The sequence below is a fragment of the Bdellovibrio bacteriovorus genome, assembly GCF_001592735.1.
Taxonomy (GTDB): domain Bacteria; phylum Bdellovibrionota; class Bdellovibrionia; order Bdellovibrionales; family Bdellovibrionaceae; genus Bdellovibrio; species Bdellovibrio bacteriovorus_D.
Window position 1 is genome coordinate 1,597,772 of record NZ_LUKE01000001.1, and the last position, 15,979, is coordinate 1,613,750.

19 protein-coding genes and 1 tRNA gene are annotated in these 15,979 nt (G+C 43.2%); 15 read left to right on the plus strand and 5 right to left on the minus strand.

Annotated elements, in window-relative coordinates:
• Positions 1-4: 4 nt before the first annotated feature.
• The 4 genes from AZI86_RS07790 (at position 5) to AZI86_RS07805 (ending at position 2,557) form a co-directional block, all read left to right on the plus strand.
• A complete protein-coding gene (locus AZI86_RS07790) occupies positions 5-805 on the plus strand; it encodes an alpha/beta hydrolase (RefSeq protein ID WP_061834496.1) in 801 nt (266 codons plus the stop codon).
• 249 nt (positions 806-1,054) lie between these two features.
• On the plus strand, positions 1,055-1,276 hold the full coding sequence (gene infA, locus AZI86_RS07795) for a translation initiation factor IF-1 (protein ID WP_061834497.1): 222 nt from the start codon (positions 1,055-1,057) through the stop codon (positions 1,274-1,276).
• A 250-nt stretch (positions 1,277-1,526) separates the two neighbouring features.
• Positions 1,527-1,603 (plus strand) — tRNA-Met (locus AZI86_RS07800).
• 57 nt (positions 1,604-1,660) lie between these two features.
• Entirely contained in the window at positions 1,661-2,557 is an 897-nt protein-coding gene (locus tag AZI86_RS07805; protein ID WP_253715821.1) for a polysaccharide deacetylase family protein, read from the plus strand.
• 8 nt (positions 2,558-2,565) lie between these two features.
• On the opposite strand, the gene AZI86_RS07810 is transcribed toward AZI86_RS07805, so the two are convergent.
• Positions 2,566-3,099 carry a lipocalin family protein gene (locus AZI86_RS07810; protein WP_157684656.1) on the minus strand — a complete coding sequence of 178 codons (534 nt, stop codon included), beginning with the start codon at positions 3,097-3,099 and terminating at the stop codon, positions 2,566-2,568.
• 112 nt (positions 3,100-3,211) lie between these two features.
• On the opposite strand from AZI86_RS07810, the gene AZI86_RS07815 reads away from it, so the two are divergent.
• The 8 genes from AZI86_RS07815 to AZI86_RS07850 all read left to right on the plus strand — a co-directional run bounded on the left by AZI86_RS07815 (position 3,212) and on the right by AZI86_RS07850 (position 11,888).
• The gene (locus tag AZI86_RS07815; protein WP_061834500.1) at positions 3,212-4,006 is read left to right on the plus strand and encodes a hypothetical protein; all 795 of its coding nucleotides are present in this window, start codon (positions 3,212-3,214) and stop codon (positions 4,004-4,006) included.
• 495 nt (positions 4,007-4,501) lie between these two features.
• Positions 4,502-5,356, plus strand: a complete 855-nt coding sequence (locus AZI86_RS07820) for a hypothetical protein (protein ID WP_157684657.1) — start codon at positions 4,502-4,504, stop codon at positions 5,354-5,356.
• Positions 5,357-5,369: 13 nt separating this feature from the next.
• Complete coding sequence (locus AZI86_RS07825; protein ID WP_061834502.1) at positions 5,370-6,383, plus strand: hypothetical protein; 1,014 nt, start codon at positions 5,370-5,372, stop codon at positions 6,381-6,383.
• A gap of 58 nt (positions 6,384-6,441) precedes the next feature.
• Positions 6,442-7,887, plus strand: a complete 1,446-nt coding sequence (locus AZI86_RS07830) for a hypothetical protein (RefSeq protein WP_061834503.1) — start codon at positions 6,442-6,444, stop codon at positions 7,885-7,887.
• Entirely contained in the window at positions 7,884-9,272 is a 1,389-nt protein-coding gene (locus AZI86_RS07835) for a TAXI family TRAP transporter solute-binding subunit (protein ID WP_061834504.1), read from the plus strand. Before AZI86_RS07830 ends, AZI86_RS07835 begins: the two co-directional genes overlap by 4 nt.
• Positions 9,273-9,330: 58 nt before the next feature.
• Positions 9,331-9,726, plus strand: a complete 396-nt coding sequence (locus tag AZI86_RS07840) for a DoxX family membrane protein (RefSeq protein ID WP_061834505.1) — start codon at positions 9,331-9,333, stop codon at positions 9,724-9,726.
• The gene (locus AZI86_RS07845; RefSeq protein WP_061834506.1) at positions 9,726-9,911 is read left to right on the plus strand and encodes a DUF5522 domain-containing protein; all 186 of its coding nucleotides are present in this window, start codon (positions 9,726-9,728) and stop codon (positions 9,909-9,911) included. Before AZI86_RS07840 ends, AZI86_RS07845 begins: the two co-directional genes overlap by 1 nt.
• A gap of 177 nt (positions 9,912-10,088) precedes the next feature.
• Complete coding sequence (locus AZI86_RS07850) at positions 10,089-11,888, plus strand: hypothetical protein (protein ID WP_061834507.1); 1,800 nt, start codon at positions 10,089-10,091, stop codon at positions 11,886-11,888.
• 40 nt (positions 11,889-11,928) lie between these two features.
• Here AZI86_RS07850 and AZI86_RS07855 read toward each other — a convergent pair whose 3' ends face one another.
• The 3 genes from AZI86_RS07855 to AZI86_RS07865 form a co-directional block, all read right to left on the minus strand.
• Positions 11,929-12,543, minus strand: coding sequence for an ATP-dependent Clp protease proteolytic subunit (locus AZI86_RS07855; protein WP_061835104.1), 615 nt, complete (start codon positions 12,541-12,543; stop codon positions 11,929-11,931).
• Positions 12,544-12,844: 301 nt separating this feature from the next.
• Positions 12,845-13,366: an outer membrane beta-barrel protein gene (locus tag AZI86_RS07860; protein ID WP_061834508.1), complete on the minus strand. Its 522-nt coding sequence runs from the start codon at positions 13,364-13,366 to the stop codon at positions 12,845-12,847.
• 150 nt (positions 13,367-13,516) lie between these two features.
• Positions 13,517-13,744 (minus strand): hypothetical protein, encoded by a 228-nt coding sequence (locus tag AZI86_RS07865; RefSeq protein ID WP_061834509.1) that lies wholly within the window; start codon positions 13,742-13,744, stop codon positions 13,517-13,519.
• A gap of 227 nt (positions 13,745-13,971) precedes the next feature.
• On the opposite strand from AZI86_RS07865, the gene AZI86_RS07870 reads away from it, so the two are divergent.
• The 3 genes from AZI86_RS07870 (at position 13,972) to AZI86_RS07880 (ending at position 15,438) form a co-directional block, all read left to right on the plus strand.
• Positions 13,972-14,847, plus strand: coding sequence for a hypothetical protein (locus AZI86_RS07870; protein WP_061834510.1), 876 nt, complete (start codon positions 13,972-13,974; stop codon positions 14,845-14,847).
• 2 nt (positions 14,848-14,849) lie between these two features.
• Positions 14,850-15,122: a peptidylprolyl isomerase gene (locus AZI86_RS07875; protein WP_061834511.1), complete on the plus strand. Its 273-nt coding sequence runs from the start codon at positions 14,850-14,852 to the stop codon at positions 15,120-15,122.
• A 130-nt stretch (positions 15,123-15,252) separates the two neighbouring features.
• Positions 15,253-15,438, plus strand: a complete 186-nt coding sequence (locus tag AZI86_RS07880) for a DUF1328 domain-containing protein (protein ID WP_061834512.1) — start codon at positions 15,253-15,255, stop codon at positions 15,436-15,438.
• 67 nt (positions 15,439-15,505) lie between these two features.
• On the opposite strand, the gene AZI86_RS07885 is transcribed toward AZI86_RS07880, so the two are convergent.
• Entirely contained in the window at positions 15,506-15,907 is a 402-nt protein-coding gene (locus tag AZI86_RS07885) for a glycine cleavage system protein H (protein ID WP_061834513.1), read from the minus strand.
• Positions 15,908-15,979 lie beyond the last annotated feature (72 nt).

Genomic DNA, 15,979 nt, shown 5'->3' on the forward strand with positions numbered 1-15,979 from the left:
CGCGATGATTTGGTTGTGGGCGTTACTTCGCATTTTTTTAGTAGTTATCGTTGTCGCTACCGCGGCAATTTACTTCTTTCAAGAGCGCGTGATTTTTTATCCTTATAAGTTGCCGGCAGATTTCAAATTCAATTTTAAAAATCCATCCACAGAAAAAATTCTTAAAGTCGGTAAATCTGATATTCACAGTCTGTACTTTGAAGCTAAGGATGCTCCGGGTGTGATCGTGTACTTTCATGGTAACGCGGGGTCTTTAGAAGGTTGGGGAGAACTTGCTAGCGACTTTGTCGACCAAACTGGTTGGAATATTTGGATGGTGGATTACCCGGGATATGGCAAAAGCACGGGGCACATTACTTCAGAAGCCCAGTTGCATGAAGTGGCGGATGCGGTTTTTGCAGAAGCTGTAAAACTAAACCCGGGTAAAAAGGTCGTTATTTACGGAAGATCTTTGGGATCGGGGATTGCAAGTAGTCTTGCAACAAAAACCACGATTGATGGTTTGGTGTTAGAAACGCCATTTTATAATGTTGAAGCGATGGCGAAAAATATTTTTCCGTTCGTTCCGGGTTTTTTAGTTCGTTACAAGTTGGCTTCTAATGAAAGCATGAAATCTATCAAAGTCCCAGTCTTAGTGATTCATGGAACGGCAGATGAAATTGTCCCCTTTGCTCAAGGCAAAAAGCTCTATGACGAATATCAAGGGCCAAAGACTTTCATGGAAATCCAAGGCGGGGACCACAACAACTTAGACAGCATGGATAAATTCTGGCCTGCGGTGAAGCAGTTTTTGAAATCTATTTAAGGATTTACGGATCAGGCTTTGAATAATCCCCAGACCTTCTGTTCTCTATCCAGCGACGTTCGATATGGCGACTCTTTTGGCTATATTCCGACGCTGGGGGTATCTAAATCCCCCATCCTGTGTTCTACTGGATCCATCAGCATGGAGTTTAAAGCGCACCATTCTTACTAAATTATTTGTTTTAATACTTAACGATTGCAAAAGCCGTCTTTAAAGGGCGGCTTTTTGTTTTTAAAAGAAGGAGTTCCGATGGCAAAAGACGATCTGGTCACCGTAGAGGGAAAGGTTTTTGATTTGTCGGGCGGTGGGACTTATTCAATCACTCTTGAAAATGGGGTGGCCGTGAAGGCGCGCCTGTGCGGCAAGATGAAAAAGTTCAACATTAAGGTTGTAGTTGGGGACCGAGTGAGCGTCGGGGTTTCTCCTTACGATCCGACTCATGGTCTTATTCTTCACAGGCATAAATTTTAATGTCTAATAAACGATGCCCCAACATGAATCACGGGAAAAGCAATCCCGGGGTCAAATTTTGTCCCAATTGCGGTGAGAAGTTTGCGGCTTTTACCGGTGCCAAGGTCTGCACAGTAGAACGGCACCGCGACCAGCGTAAATCCGGTGGCCATTACTGCTATGACTGCGGAAAAAACCTGCGGGCCACATAGCGTCGAAGTCCAATCTTTTGATCCCTCGGACAACTTTTGATAGTGTCTTGTTTGGTTCTGGGGGGCTAGCTTAGTTGGTTAAAGCACGGTGCTCATAACACTGGGATCGGGGGTTCAAGTCCCTCGCCCCCTACCATCATCAACCGCCTTCTGGGCGGTTTTTGTGTTTTTAGGGCTAGGATGGGTTTCTAACGTGTCGAAATGTACATTCATTATCATTTTAATCATATTTACGGCTGTAATTTCTCACGGAGCGGAAGTTGCTATCACCATAGATGATTTCAATCTTTCCAATAGCATTGGAATGGAGCCCTTAAAAAGGAACTCAGAAATACTTTCTGTACTGAAAAAGAATCAAATAAAAGCCATCGGATTTGTGACGACGAAATATTTAAATGATCCAAAAGCGTTAAATGCCGTTAAGGCATGGTCTTCTGCGGGGCATATTGTTGGAAACCACACTGAAAATCACTGGAAGTACAACGACAAGACACTTCACGAGTTCAGCGCTGATATTCTAGTTGCTGATAAAAAACTGCAACAGTTCCCCACCTTTCAAAAGATATTTCGTTTTCCCTATCTTAAAGAAGGAGACTCCGTCGAAAAGCGTGACGGGATGAGAGACTTTTTAAAAGACAATGACTACACCAATGGTCACGTCAGCATTGATGCCTCTGATTGGTATGTAAATATGCGTCTTATTGAAAAGATTAAGAAGGGTGACAAAGTCGATTATGAAAAATATCGAGACTTTTACCTGAAGCATATGTGGGATCGTTCAGATTACTACTCTAAACTTGCTCAGAAGACATTAGGCAAAGACATTAAGCATACGGTTTTGCTTCATCATAATTTGACCACCGCACTTTTCTTAGATGATTTGATCAAGATGTATAAGCAGAAGGGGTGGAAGGTTATTTATGCTGAAGAAGCCTTTAAAGATGGCGTTTATAAACGCACCCCTAAAAATATCCCAGCTGGGGAAAGTATACTGTGGGCGATCGCAAAAGAAAAAGGCGATTCCTCATTAAGGTATCCGGCGGAAGACTCTATTTACGAAAAAGATGAAATGGACCGCTTAGGTCTTTAATCTACTGCTTAATGCTGATGAGGCACGCGGACTTCGATTCTTGAGTCGTAGCCCATTTCATTTAACTTTTTGACGGCGGCTTCAATGGTGGGCTCGGGGTTTTTCCAGTCTCTGGCCATGATCCATAAGTATTTTTGGCTGGGAACGCCAACTGCGGTCCAAGAGTAATCATCGGCCAAAGCGACGATAAGGTAATCAAACTTCAAGGGCCACCAAGGGCGAACTTTCCAGTGGGCGTTGGTGTCTTTGTTAATGACCCAACCGGTTTGTGGGATGGATTTTTTTTCTCCGGTGAAGGAGCCCTTATTGTAAGTAAAACTGATATCGATATTGTCGGCGTCAGGATCTAATTTATAGCTTTCAATCCCGTTGTGAACTTCTTTTTCAAAGCTGGTGAAGCGACCGGCAAGCACGTACCAAGGACCTTCGAACTTTTTTAAATCGACCTTATCCACCGTCTTAATAGGGTGAGAAGAGCAGGCCACCGTCACTAGGGCACTAGGTAATACAATCAATTTTATTAAGGCCGATTTTAAATCCACAAGCACCTCTCTTCGGCGCCACTTTATCATAAAAATTTTAAAATTCGAGCTGCGCTTTGACATGATTCAGTCTTGCGAAGACGCCTAAGGTATTTTCAGCTAATCTAAAAAAATGAAGTTCATAAAGCTGTTTTTATCAATCGTTGTCGTTCTAAACTCATCAATTGCTATTGCTGGGAATAAAGATATCGGCCTGGATTATAATTTGGAGGCTGGCGCACAAAGCTATCCGTTAGGAGGCCTCGTAACAGCGAAGGCCGGTTACGGGATTCCTTTGTGGGAATCCAATTCTACTGATGAAGAGCTTTTTTGGAAATACGGCTATCTAAGACCGAATATAGAGATCAATACCGCAGGAGTCCTTAACCGAGGTGCTGCCTCTTTGGAATTTTATCCTGTGGCGATCCTGGGCCTTGTAGGAGGAGCGGGCTTTTCGGTGAGAAATTCTAGTTACTACAGTGATTTTAACTGCAATGATGTTTTATGTAATGAAACTCTGACCTATGAATTTCTTCGCGCCAGATTATTGGGTGGTTACAAAAGTTTTTTAGTCTCTATTATGGCAAAACATGAAAAATTCAAATCTAAGAATAAGATAAAGCCATTTTATGAAGAGATGTCTTACCTCGTGGGTGATATTGAAGGGGACGACCTGAAGACTTTAAATGTTGTTGCTGGGATTAAACTAAGTGATCGATGGAATCTCGGGGTGTTGGCGATTTTCCAGAACTTTATCCATAGTGAAAATAATAATTCTTCGATGTTTGTCGTCGGCAACTATAACGAAGGATTTTGGCAGGGCTCTTTAGGTCTGGGGCAATATAAATCAAGTCATCAGGAAAGTAATTGTGCCGCTGTAGTTTCGGTGATTTACACAGGAAAAAAAGGCCTTTCTTTGTTGGATTAGGGTTGATAGATTTGAGGCATGCAACAAAAAATTCAGGAACTTATATCGTCATTAAATACGTCGAGCGATCGCGCGGCGGATTGAGCAATTAAAAATTAAATCGTCGTCGGCAAAACTTAAAAAACTTCTTCAAATAGAGAAGCGCAAAGCAGTTGTGATGGCGGTCCAAGAGGCACTTTTAAAGCTTAACTGAACATTACCCGGTTAAAAACGGCAGTTGTGAGGGCGCAATGTCCTTAGTAGGCTAAATTTAAATAAATTTATAAAACAAAATAAAGTTTGACGAATAAGTAATGTCTTCCTAATCTTTTGAGACATCGATGTAATTAAATATAAGTTTATTATTGGCCATGAAGGCTGGAAGGATTTTTCATGCGTTGGGTAAGGTCTACGTCGGTTTTTCTGTCATTACTTATAATGACCATCGGCTCTACATTTATATATTCCTCTATTTCGGGTGCGAATCAATTCGAAGATATTTCGGAGAATCCCGAGATGCCTAAAGTTTATCGAGTCCGTAATGGAGTTCGAAAAGAGATATCATCGAATTCAAATAAGTCAGATATTATGGAAATGCTGCCAAGTTGGAAAGGGTGTTCCAGAAACTTATCAAGTACTGATACTTACCGATTCGAGTGCGCAGACTGTTCGGTGACCTTCACGCTTTCAGAAGGAGCGGAGAACGGGGGGCATAGTAATTCGACTCATACGGGAAGTAGACCTTTAGGTCAACTTCTTACACATTTAGAGGGCGTGCCTTATACAATCGTCAATGGAGCTCTAGAATTGACTTACGAGGCGGCAGACACTGCGGGTGAAGTTACTTTAAATGTTCATTGGACGCTGCCCCACCCTCCCTACTCAGTAAGCCAGGATATTACCATTTATGCTTATGTCCCCGACCTCTTGAATATGACAGGCAATTCGAGTTTGATCACGTGGAACAATATCAATAGTCACCCGGGTGATGGGTATTACATGACTGAATTGGCTGGAGAAGCGTTGCTTGATGCTTTATCTACTTATAAGTGGCATGCAGAAAATGTCCTAAGTATCCCGCCTGGAAGCATTGTTATCCCGAATTCCGAAGGTGCAAGTCTCAAATATGGTGGCTTGTTCGATATTTTTAAGAATTATACACATACTCATTGCACGCATCGTTTAGGAGATGACGTCGATATCGGCATGGCTTTGTTCAATTCGAGCTCGTATAAAGCTGATCTGTTAAATACGCTTGATGCGGCTTTGGTTGCTTTTGACTATAGCTATCCTAAAGCTTCAGAAAGTCCTGATGCTTCCCCTGCAGAGCAGGCAGTCACGGGATATCATTGGCATGCACATTTTGAGTAATTAGGAGAAATATATGAAAATCTGGATTTTTTTAACAGTCAGCTTGTTATCAGTACTTGCCGTCGCAGATCAGTGTCCACAACCGGCATCGGCAATTACTCCCGAAGTCTCATCTTCAATACAAAAAGATGAATCGGGAAATTATATCTACAAGTATTCGGTTTCAAACGGGCAAGAAGCGAAAGTTCCGATCCGTCTTTTCTGGGTCGAAACTCAAGCGTGGCCGCAAGAAGTGAAGTCGCCTTTAAAGTGGAGAACTTTCGAGGAGGCCAAAACGTCAGCAAACTATGTGAACTGGATGTCATCCGTTCGCACAAGTAAGATTTCTCCGGGACAGAAGTTGGACGGGTTTGAATTCACTACTAAGGATCGGCCGGGTTTAATCAGAGCATTTGTGTTGGGCCATAATCCTAACTATGAAGATAAGGTGGCGTATACAGATGTTCCGCGAGCAGAGAACACTTCTTGTCCCGGAATTTGGGAGGATGGTTCAAGTGTGGGTGGTAATGGAAAAGTTGCTGTCCTGATCGAGGGACCGGTTTCTAAAAATCAAGTATCACCAGTGCTCGTTCTGCGTAAAAACTCAAAAGAATCCTGGGCAGGATCCATAAGCGAAACAGAAACTCTTCATAGAGTTTCGCCTTTAGATAACGGAAAACTTGAATTATTGATCGTGCCTGATGAAAACCAGCGATGGAATTTAGCCGATATTGAGATAAGTTCTTTGGTATTTGGACGTGGGGAAGCCAAACCATCTTCTTCAAGGATTATCAAAGGATCGTACGGAAACTTTGCAAATCCTGGGCTAGGAAAGACGATAAAGTCGGCATTGTTACTTACTTTCGACATCGAAAAGGTGAATCCGCTTTGTGGTATTGATCGCGCATTGTTCTTGAAAGGGAAACTTAAAGATGGAAAAGAGCTGATTTCTGGCGTCAAGATTAAGGGAGTGCCATGCACTATAGAGACATGGGTGAAGGAAGTGCCAAAAATTTTGAAGCACCGGGAGCCTTCTAAAACAGAATAACACCTTAAATCATTGGACATTGTTGAAATTAGTACGAAAAAAAATAGAATGGCCATAAATGAAAATTTTATGGCCGTTTCTATTAATTCTAAGTTTCAATATCTCTCTTGCTCAGCAATCGAGCATAGCGACACCGCCTGCCCCCACGGGCGACGCCGACAAAGTCACCATGCGCCGAGTGGCGAGTGTGTATGTCGCGGAAACTTTTATTAACGAACAAATCAAAAAATTTGGCGGCAAGTCTGAACTTTTAAAAGACTTGCACTTAGATATGGATGCAAAAAAAGACCATCTGTATTTAACGGGACGCTTGCAGCTGCCTTTAGATCTTTTACAGACTGCAAATATCGATCGCCATCAAGGGGAGTTTAAGTTTCAGCTAGCGATTAAGCCTCGTGCTACTAAAGAAGGTCATTTAAAGCTGGAATTTCCTTTATCTGAAACATTCTTTTATCAGGCAAGCTCTAGAAATCCCAATAGGGATCGTGTCGTCGTGCCGGTGCATCTGCTGTCTTTGGCCGTGGCTTCGATGCGCGGATATATCGCCGCCCTGTCCGGAGATTTTTCCTCTTTTGATAAAAAGATGGAAAAACAGAAGATTGCGTTAAGAGAAGTGAAAAGAAACATCGGCAAAGAAACCAAAGAGGACGCACTTATAGATCTGGGCTTGCAGAAAAAATCAATCGAACTGCAAATTGAATCTTTAAAGGTAGAGCGTCTGCAAATTGAAAGAACGGCGAAAAGCCTAGCAAATATTTTAAGCTTCCTGGGTGAAGAGCAAGTGAACCTGAATGACGAAATCGAGGCCACCGAGAACTCGATCACTCTGAAAGTCCGCATCGGGCGCATCATTCCCTATCTTAAAGATATCAAAATGGCAGGCTTAAGAGTCAGCCATGATGCCAAAGACGGCGACGGAGAAGATTATCTAGTAATGGGTGTTGATTCAGCTCTTGAAGTCATTCCTCCTAAAGCCGCACGTCAACCACGTAAAGAACGTGTCGGCATGAAAATTCCTCCATCCATGCTGATTCGTATCAACCAATCCGTCTTTAACAGTAAAGCCGTGATTGCCGCGCAAAAAGAAAAGCTAGGGGATAACGTTCAGGATCTGGATGTGGCCCTGAAAGAAGATGGCGTTCACGTGACCGGTAAGGTGAAAAAGTTTTTTATGACCATCCCTTTTGATACGACGGTGGATTTTGTAACGACAGAGCCGGATGTCTTCGAAGTGCGCTTGCGTGAACTGAATGTACGGGGCTTTGATTTTAAGTTTTTAACTAAATACGTGCTCGACGCCATCAAAGAACGTTTAGATAAAGCCCTGGCGGGTATTTGTACATTTGAATATTTGGGTGAAAAAGACGAAAGCCAGGTTCTGCGGGTGAAAGTGGAACCGAAAAATCTTGTCCCGGCTTTTCCGGATTTACATCTGGTGGCTGTGGACGTGGGAAATCGTGAATTCTTATTAAAAGTTGGACGCATTGAAGGGGAAGCGAAGTGAGTGCAGAGCAAAAGCCTTTAGATCAAGAAAAAGAATACCATTATGGCTTGCGTACGGTGATGGAGCTTTTTGATATTGGTCCGACCGTTGCGATCACGGTCCTTTCCGTTTCTTTGCTAATTATTATCGCGGGGCTTGTGGCTTTCATTCGAAGTGCCCCGCCGTCAACGTTGATTATTTCAAGTGGACCTCCGGATAGTTACTTTCATAAAACGGCGCAAAGATACGCGAAACGCTTAGAAAAAAGTGGAGTCAAAGTTGAAGTCTTAACCTCTAACGGTTCTTTGGAAAATTTGGCCCGTCTTTCTGACCCTAAATCGAAAGTGGATTTGGCTATCGTTCAAGGGGGTCTGAGCGGGAAAGAATATAAGTTTGATGAAATGGTTTCGTTAGGAAGTATTACTAATCAACCGATGTTAGTTTTTTATCGGGGAAAAAATATGGAACTTTTATCCGAACTTGCTGGGAAAACCATCGCGGTGGGTATGGAAGGCTCGGGCACACGTAAGCTGGCGTTAAGGCTGCTAAGTGTGAATGGAATTAAGGAAGAATCCTTAGGCAAGACAAAGCTTTTAAATATGGATGCTGATGCGGCCGCAGCAGCGTTAGAGAAAAAAGAAATCGATGCGGCCTTTATCATGAGTGAAAATGCATCTTACGGAGATATTCGCAAAATGCTTCGTGCTGACGGTATTAAGCTTTATAGCTTTAAGCAGGCGGCGGCTTATGTGCGTAAAGTGGATTATCTCAACATCTTTGAGCTACCCCAAGGCTCTGTAGATTTAGGATTAAATATCCCTGCTCAAGATGTGACCCTGATTGGTCCCATGGTGGAATTGGTGGCATCTCACAATCTTCATCCGGCATTATCCGATTTAGTTTTGGATGCGGCCACACAAATTCATGGCCGGGCGAGTTTATTTCAAAAACGGGGAGAGTTCCCAACACCGATTGAACATTCGATCACAATAAGTGAAGATGCGACGCGATTTTATAAATCTGGCAAAAGCTTCTTGTATCGTTATCTTTCGTTTTGGTTAGCGAATTTATTAAGCCGATTTGTTATCGTGCTATTGCCGATCTTAATTTTGTTAATTCCAGCGGTGCGCATGGTGCCGGCATTCTTTAGATGGCGCGCGCGTATTAAGATTCGCAGTCGTTATCGTGAACTTCTGCAGCTTGAACAGCGCTTTCGTCACGAAAAAGATCCCGCGCGCTTGGCTTACCTTAAAAGAAGTTTTGAGCGTATTGACAGCGAAATCAGTAAAATGCGGGTGCGAGCCGCTTTTGCGGACCAGTTTTATATTTTGAGGGGCCATATCGATTACGTACGAAGTTTAATGAATAAAGACGGCAAGATCGAAAGACCCGTGACAACTTTATAAGCTTTATTTGCTTTGCCGACGAAATTAGGATGAGATCTATTTAAAGGAGATCTTATCTATGAAATCAAAAGTCACCATGGTCATTCGTCTATTGTTGGGTTTCGTGTTTTTTGCATCAGGTATTGTTGGTCTTTTTAATCTTGTCCCACCGCCGCCGAATTTGCCAGAGGCTTTGCAGACCTTCAATAATGGTTTGATGGCTTCGGTATACTTTATGCCTTTCTTAAAAGCAGTCGAAACTATCTGCGGGCTTTTGTTGTTGATAAATTTCTTTGTACCATTAGCTCTGGTAGTCCTAGCTCCAATTGTGATCAATATCTTCTTAGTCCACGCGTTCTTAGCCCCAGAAGGATTGATCTTGGCGGTAGTCCTTGGCGCATTCATGATTTATCTTTCTTTTTTTGCTGAACCCTATAAGAACGTTATCAAGCAACTTTTTAAACCCAAAACTTAATGAATAATAAAGACCGTGATCCAAAAGAAACCGACGACGGTGAAAACGTCGAACCCTTAAAGGAGGGTGAGGATTTCTATGTGGAAAACGGTCTTTACGTTTTTACCGCCAAGTATCTTTTAGAACGGGGCTATTGTTGCAACAACGGATGTCGACATTGCCCGTACAAGGGTCCCGCGAAATAGTCTAATAGGTTACTAAGCGTTTACCAAAGTCACATTTTTTTGAAGCATGATCTTAGTTGGCGTGCGTATTGAATGGTAGTTCCGAGAAATCTTCCCGGAACGTATATAAGCCGTTTTAAAGGCCAAGCTACGCCATTTTGGGACCCTATTGTCGAAACTTAGGACACTGGAGTTTAGATGAAAACTTTAAAGACTAGCCTTGCCGTCTTCTTAGCCGTCACTCAGTTATCGCAGACCGCCCAGGCGGGATTGTTCGATATTTTTAAACCCCAGCCCAAGCCCGTTCCGACGCGTCCTCAGCCTCCATTAAAAGAAACAATGGCTACGATCAACAGTAAAGGCCGCTATCAAAACCTTTCGCAATGGGGACAGTGGAATATTATTTCAACTCGCTGGACAGCCGAGGACGAGCAAGGATTTTCTGATTTCGTGCAAGCCATCGGCAGATCGGACTGTCGCACGGTTGAGGATTGCATCTTTAATCCGGCAAATCCATTTTATGGTGGCGATCCGGGCCCAGAGCTTTATAAATTTTGGTCGGACTGTGCTGATTGGCCGTATTTCTTAAGATCTTATTACGCGTGGAAAAACGGGTTGCCGTTCATGTTCTCTCAAGGCATGCGTGCGGTGCCCTTAACGCCGGAACAACAAGCAGCCGTTGATGCCGGCACGGCTAAAGCTCAGACGGACATTCGCTATTCTGCAAACGGCAACGTGCCACTGCGCCAGGTGCGTATTCCGCATCCGACGTTGGGATCTAATTTCTTTGAGATTCAAGATATCATCCAAGACTCTATCGCGACATCCACTTTACGCGTAGATCCCCGAACGGATTTTGGCGACACTTATACGCCAGCGATTCGTCACGGCGCCATCCGCCCAGGAACTATCGTGTACGATCCAAGTGGACATACCGGTGTCGTTTACGACGTGACTGACGATGGAGAGGTCATGGTCTTTGATGCCTTTTCGGATAAAAAATCCGTTTCAAAACGTCGTCCCTATAGCAGCGACCGTTATACGCGTTCACGTATCACGCACGGAGGATGGTTCCAAAACTTCCGTCCCGTCGTGATTGAAGGAGCGCAATTTGATCGTCGTACGGGAACTTATGTTGGCGGTGTTCTTAGAGCATTAAAAAATTCGGAAATTGCTGACTACTCAACAGAAATGTTTGGCAATACGACAACTGCTGATGGGAAATCGGCCTATCTTGTAGAGACCGCAAGTGGATACAAAGTCACGACGTCATTCCAAGAGTTTTTAAAACGCCGTTTGTATTTAAATGGGACGTACTCTGTTGATGTTCTGCGAGAGTTTAAAAACAAAATGACCGAAGTTTGTGACGACTTCCAAGCCAGAGCCAGTGGCGTCCAAGAGGCGACCACCCTGGGGATCGCGGCCCAACCTCACGTAGCGGTATTGCCTAACACCATTTATGGTGGTGATGGGGTGTGGGAAACTCACTCAACACCAGGCGGAGACGTTCGTCGTCGTGGCTTAGTAAGAACGGCTTTAAAATCTGCTAAAGAATTAGTCGCGATGGTAAAATCCGGAAACCCTGACTATTCATACTATAGCACCGTCGAGGATCTTAAAGAGGATCTTATTGCGATCGCAGAAAACACGGTGAAAACATGTTCGGTGACTTATACGAACACCGCGGGTCGTCCGGTGACTTTGACTTTAGAAGAAATGCTTCGTCGTGCGCCATTGATGTCATTTTCGCCATGGCATTGTATTGAGCTTCGTTGGGGTGCAAGTTCCCCTCAAGAACTTCGCAGCTGTCCCGATATTAACGATCCGGTGAAAATGCGTTGGTACAAAGCACAGCAAACAATGCGTAACCAAATGGATCGGGATACGAATATCTTTACGGGATTTACTTTAGAAGGACTTGAACAAAATGCTTCTAAAATAGGTCCAGTAGACGCGCCGAATTTAAATTTAGTAGAGATCTTTAAAAAAGAACTTTAATTGCAAAAAGGCGATCCTTGTTCAGGGATCGCCTTTTTATTTATCCTGCTTCTTTCAGTTTCTTCCTTTTTCTTTCAATCACATGATCAATCAGCCCGAAGGACTTGGCTTCTTCAGGGCTCATGTAATGATCTCGCTCGAGGGTGCGTGTTAAAAAATCGGCTCGCTTCCCGGTGTGTTCCGCGTAAATATCAATCATTCTTTTTTTTGATTTTACCAGTTCTTTAGCATGAATTTCGATATCCGTGACTTGACCGCCGATGCCTCCGTCACCTAAGTGCGGCTGATGTAGCAGAATTCGGCTATTAGGCATCGAGTGACGTTTGCCAGGTGTTCCCGCCGTTAAAAGAAGCGACCCCATGCTGGCGGCTAAGCCCAAACAGTAAGTCGCGACATCACAACGAACATGTTGCATAATATCGTAAATGGCCATGCCGGCGGAAACGGAGCCCCCGGGAGAGTTTATATACAAATGAATGTCTTTATCGGGATCATTCACCTCTAAGAAAAGCATTTGGGCTACAATCGAGGTTGCAACTTCGTCGGTGACAGCCGTCCCCAGAATGATGATGCGATCTTTTAAAAGACGGGAATAAATGTCATAGGTTCTTTCTCCGTTCGCGGTTGTTTCGGTGACGTGCGGGTGAATGGCCATGGGTTCCTCCTCTTTGATTTTTATTAAATGAATTTGCAAAAAGAGTGCAGATAGAAAAACAAAGAAAAGTGTTTCAGCTTGATTCACAAAAAAAATGTCTGCCAGTTTAATGAGAGAACAAAAAAGTACCTGCCAGCTTTCTAAAGGCATAACGACAAAAACAGGTCATCACGACGTCGTAAAACGGCCATTAGGTCTTCTTATCGAAGCCATAACCGTACACCCACACGGTAATCGGAAATAAAAAAAGGGAGCCACAAAGTGGTCTCCCTTAAGATCAGCTCAAACTCTTAAAGTTTTCCTAGAAATTGAAACTGACAGCTACATTTGAAAATTCGTATTTATAATTCACTTTATTACTGAACCAGTTGTAGATTGAGTAGTACTCAAAACCAACGGCCCATTGTGAGTTCAAAGTGTAAAGAGCACCAATGGCCATGCTTGGACCTACTAAAGTCTCATCGCTGGTTGCTGCTAATGGATCTGCTGGATTTAAAACATCATCCATGTTTGTTACAGCTAAGCCTGCACCAATATAGATATCCATATCGTTTTGGTCGTAAAGGTGAGAAGTTGCATGCACATCAAGTGTTGTGCTTTCAAACTTTCCAACAGTACTGTTTTTAGTTGATTGCAAAAGCTTACCGCCCAAACCGAAGCTGCCCGTGCGGCGCTCGTAATCCAAACCAAAAACAGAGCTTGCTTGGGCAGAGCCCACCAACAATTTTACATTGTTTGTTCCATTTTTGATGTCTTCTCTTGATTGTGCGTTAGCGCTTAAAGCCATCATCGCACCGGCGATTAGAATCAATACCTTTTTCATCTACGTTCTCCTTGTTCAGTGTTGATCATCCGTGTTTCGTAGTTTGTGTTCGTAATATTAAAGGAGGGAAAAAAATCGGGACCTCTCCGCTAAGATGCAAAACAGAGAAGCCCCAATCAGAAACACCATGCAGGCGGTGCCTCTTGAACTTTAAATTTGTGCCGAACTGTGAGGGCGGTCGTATTTTTTAAGCAAAGAGACCAATTGATCCTTTACTTCTTCTTCATGCAAACCGCACTTTGCTTGAACAAGCCCATAGATAGACTTTACACTTCCGCGAGTGCGCTCAATTTCTTCAATTGAAATGTCATCCCACGTTTTGTGAAGTTCTACCTTGAGAGAATTCCATTTTTCTTTTGGTATTTGCGTGTTCATCATATGTACTCTCCTTGAGTAACGTAGGAGTGACATAGCAGGAATGGTTCCAAGCGTGAGATCGAATGTATTTGAGTACAAGCAAAAAGGGCCTTAAAATCGGGGAATTAATCCCCAATGGCGGGGCATTAATAATTGAAAAAGCATTGATGACAACTTGAGCCAAAAATCCGAAGCTTGTCTGTGTGAGGGCGTTAAAGAAGTTTCTTATATTAATATTAGTAGCGGGATTGTTATCAACACAGTCTATCTGGGCTGCCGAAGATCCACCAAAAGAAGTTGAAACATCTTATCTTGAGCAAACCAGAGCCGTCGTTTCGCAAAACGTGATTCGTCTTTCTGATAGTATCGATTCCCTGTTTGGAAATACCCAATACGAAGATAGATACAATTCGAGCACCTTACATGTATCACAAACCGTATACATGAAAGACGGCGTGCCCGGTGCAGATAGTTTAGAGGCCTCGTTAAATTTAGATCTACCCAATTTAAAAAAATTGGAAGGTCGCATTCGCGATTACTTTCTTTCTTCCGAGGAAAAACGGGCGGCAACAGGTTCTATTGCCCCTGGTGAAGAAGAATTAAGTTTGTGGGATTTTAATCAAGAAAGTGGAGTGATCGTGGCGTTGCCGGTGGATTACTTCCTTCGCCTGCGGGCGCGCCGTGAGATACTGACCGATCGTTTTGGACATTCTTTTTATCAACAAGTGGGCTGGTCTAAAAGTAAAGAATGGGAATCTAAAACATCTCTAACATCAGATTCGGCCTTAAATAGGTACTTACTTTTCCGCTTTATTAACGATTTTAATTGGGCGATGACTAATAATGAACTGGGTTTCAGCCAAGGTCCGTCTTTGATTTATCAGATGTCTGATACGCGTGGGATTTCTTTTGATTTTCGTTATAAAACGGCGATCGAAGCCAACTCATTTTTGACAGATCGACTTATCTTAGGCTCGGTATATCGGCAAGAAACTCCTTTGCAGTGGGTGTATATGTCTGTAAACCCAGAAATCGCGTGGGAACGTGGATCTCATTTTCGTCCATTATATAATCTCTATCTGACGTTTGAATTTATTTTTGGTAAAAGGGATGAAAAAGGTTAGAAATGAAAATCACCGTAAGTCATATTTTAGTACGTCATCAATATGAAGCCGAAGATATCTTGCGCGCTTTAGAAAACGGGAAAAGCTTTGAAGAGCTTGCTCGTAAACATTCCACTTGTCCTTCCGCGGCGGAGGGTGGGGCGTTAGGAACTTTTGGGTTGGGTCGCATGGATGAAGATTTTGAAGATGCGGCATTTGTTTTAAACGTCGGAGAAACCACAAAAAAGCCCGTACGCACTAAATTTGGTTATCATATTATTAAGCGCACGGCTTAGTTTCACGATACAAAAGCCCAGGAGTTTGTGGGATTGCAGTTTCTAACTGTGAGAGTTGTCAAATCGTTGAGATGCATTTGGGTTTCTTGCCATAACAGAGGATACTAAAAGCGATTACAGGAGGTATCACATGTTAAGAGCAGCCATCGCATTTTTTGTCTTAGCCATTGTCGCCTTTATTTTTGGCGCTTCCGGAATTGCCGGAATGTCTATGGAGATCGGAAGAATCCTACTCTTTGTCTTCTTGGTCTTGGCCGTGATCAGTTTTGTGATCAATCTTGTTTCGACAAGAGGGTCACGCGGACCGAAGCTATGAACTAGTTTCGAGCTCCAGAAAGTAAAAAGCCCCGATTCCCGGGGCTTTTTCTTTTTTAGGACGTTTTCTAGTCTTCGTCCTCGTCGTAATCATCGTCTTCATCATCATCGTCGTCGTCATCTTCATCATCTTCGTCCTCATCATCAAGGTCTTCGTCAGCCTCGATGCGAATCAACCAGCCCTCTTCGTAAGGATCTTCCATAATCATGCTTGGATCATCGACAACCTGGTTATTCACTTCAATAACGGTTCCTGATACGGGTGAATAGATATCCAAAGGACCATCATCTGTTTCCAGTGTTCCGATAACTACGTCTGAATCTACTTTTTCTTGTTCTGCGGGAAGTTCGACAGAGCTGATTTCTTCGAAATCTTCTAATCCATCTTCATTAATACCGATTGTGATCACGCCATCTTCTTCGCGTATCCAAAGATAGCCCATAAAGTTTTTTACGTCGTCAGATGCCATTGTACTCCCTCAAGTTGCAATACATCTGGAATTTTAGGCGAATTTTTAGGTGCTTGTCCAGAGGGGAGATAA

Bases quoted from the DNA above. Each gene is read 5' to 3' on its own strand.
- AZI86_RS07790 (WP_061834496.1), top strand. From the start codon at position 5: ATGATTTGGTTGTGGGCGTTACTTCGCATTTTTTTAGTAGTTATCGTT.
- infA (WP_061834497.1), top strand. From the start codon at position 1,055: ATGGCAAAAGACGATCTGGTCACCGTAGAGGGAAAGGTTTTTGATTTG.
- AZI86_RS07815 (WP_061834500.1), top strand. From the start codon at position 3,212: ATGAAGTTCATAAAGCTGTTTTTATCAATCGTTGTCGTTCTAAACTCA.
- AZI86_RS07820 (WP_157684657.1), top strand. From the start codon at position 4,502: ATGCCTAAAGTTTATCGAGTCCGTAATGGAGTTCGAAAAGAGATATCA.
- AZI86_RS07825 (WP_061834502.1), top strand. From the start codon at position 5,370: ATGAAAATCTGGATTTTTTTAACAGTCAGCTTGTTATCAGTACTTGCC.
- AZI86_RS07830 (WP_061834503.1), top strand. From the start codon at position 6,442: ATGAAAATTTTATGGCCGTTTCTATTAATTCTAAGTTTCAATATCTCT.
- AZI86_RS07840 (WP_061834505.1), top strand. From the start codon at position 9,331: ATGAAATCAAAAGTCACCATGGTCATTCGTCTATTGTTGGGTTTCGTG.
- AZI86_RS07845 (WP_061834506.1), top strand. From the start codon at position 9,726: ATGAATAATAAAGACCGTGATCCAAAAGAAACCGACGACGGTGAAAAC.
- AZI86_RS07850 (WP_061834507.1), top strand. From the start codon at position 10,089: ATGAAAACTTTAAAGACTAGCCTTGCCGTCTTCTTAGCCGTCACTCAG.
- AZI86_RS07855 (WP_061835104.1), bottom strand. From the start codon at position 12,543: ATGGCCATTCACCCGCACGTCACCGAAACAACCGCGAACGGAGAAAGA.
- AZI86_RS07860 (WP_061834508.1), bottom strand. From the start codon at position 13,366: ATGAAAAAGGTATTGATTCTAATCGCCGGTGCGATGATGGCTTTAAGC.
- AZI86_RS07865 (WP_061834509.1), bottom strand. From the start codon at position 13,744: ATGATGAACACGCAAATACCAAAAGAAAAATGGAATTCTCTCAAGGTA.
- AZI86_RS07875 (WP_061834511.1), top strand. From the start codon at position 14,850: ATGAAAATCACCGTAAGTCATATTTTAGTACGTCATCAATATGAAGCC.
- AZI86_RS07880 (WP_061834512.1), top strand. From the start codon at position 15,253: ATGTTAAGAGCAGCCATCGCATTTTTTGTCTTAGCCATTGTCGCCTTT.
- AZI86_RS07885 (WP_061834513.1), bottom strand. From the start codon at position 15,907: ATGGCATCTGACGACGTAAAAAACTTTATGGGCTATCTTTGGATACGC.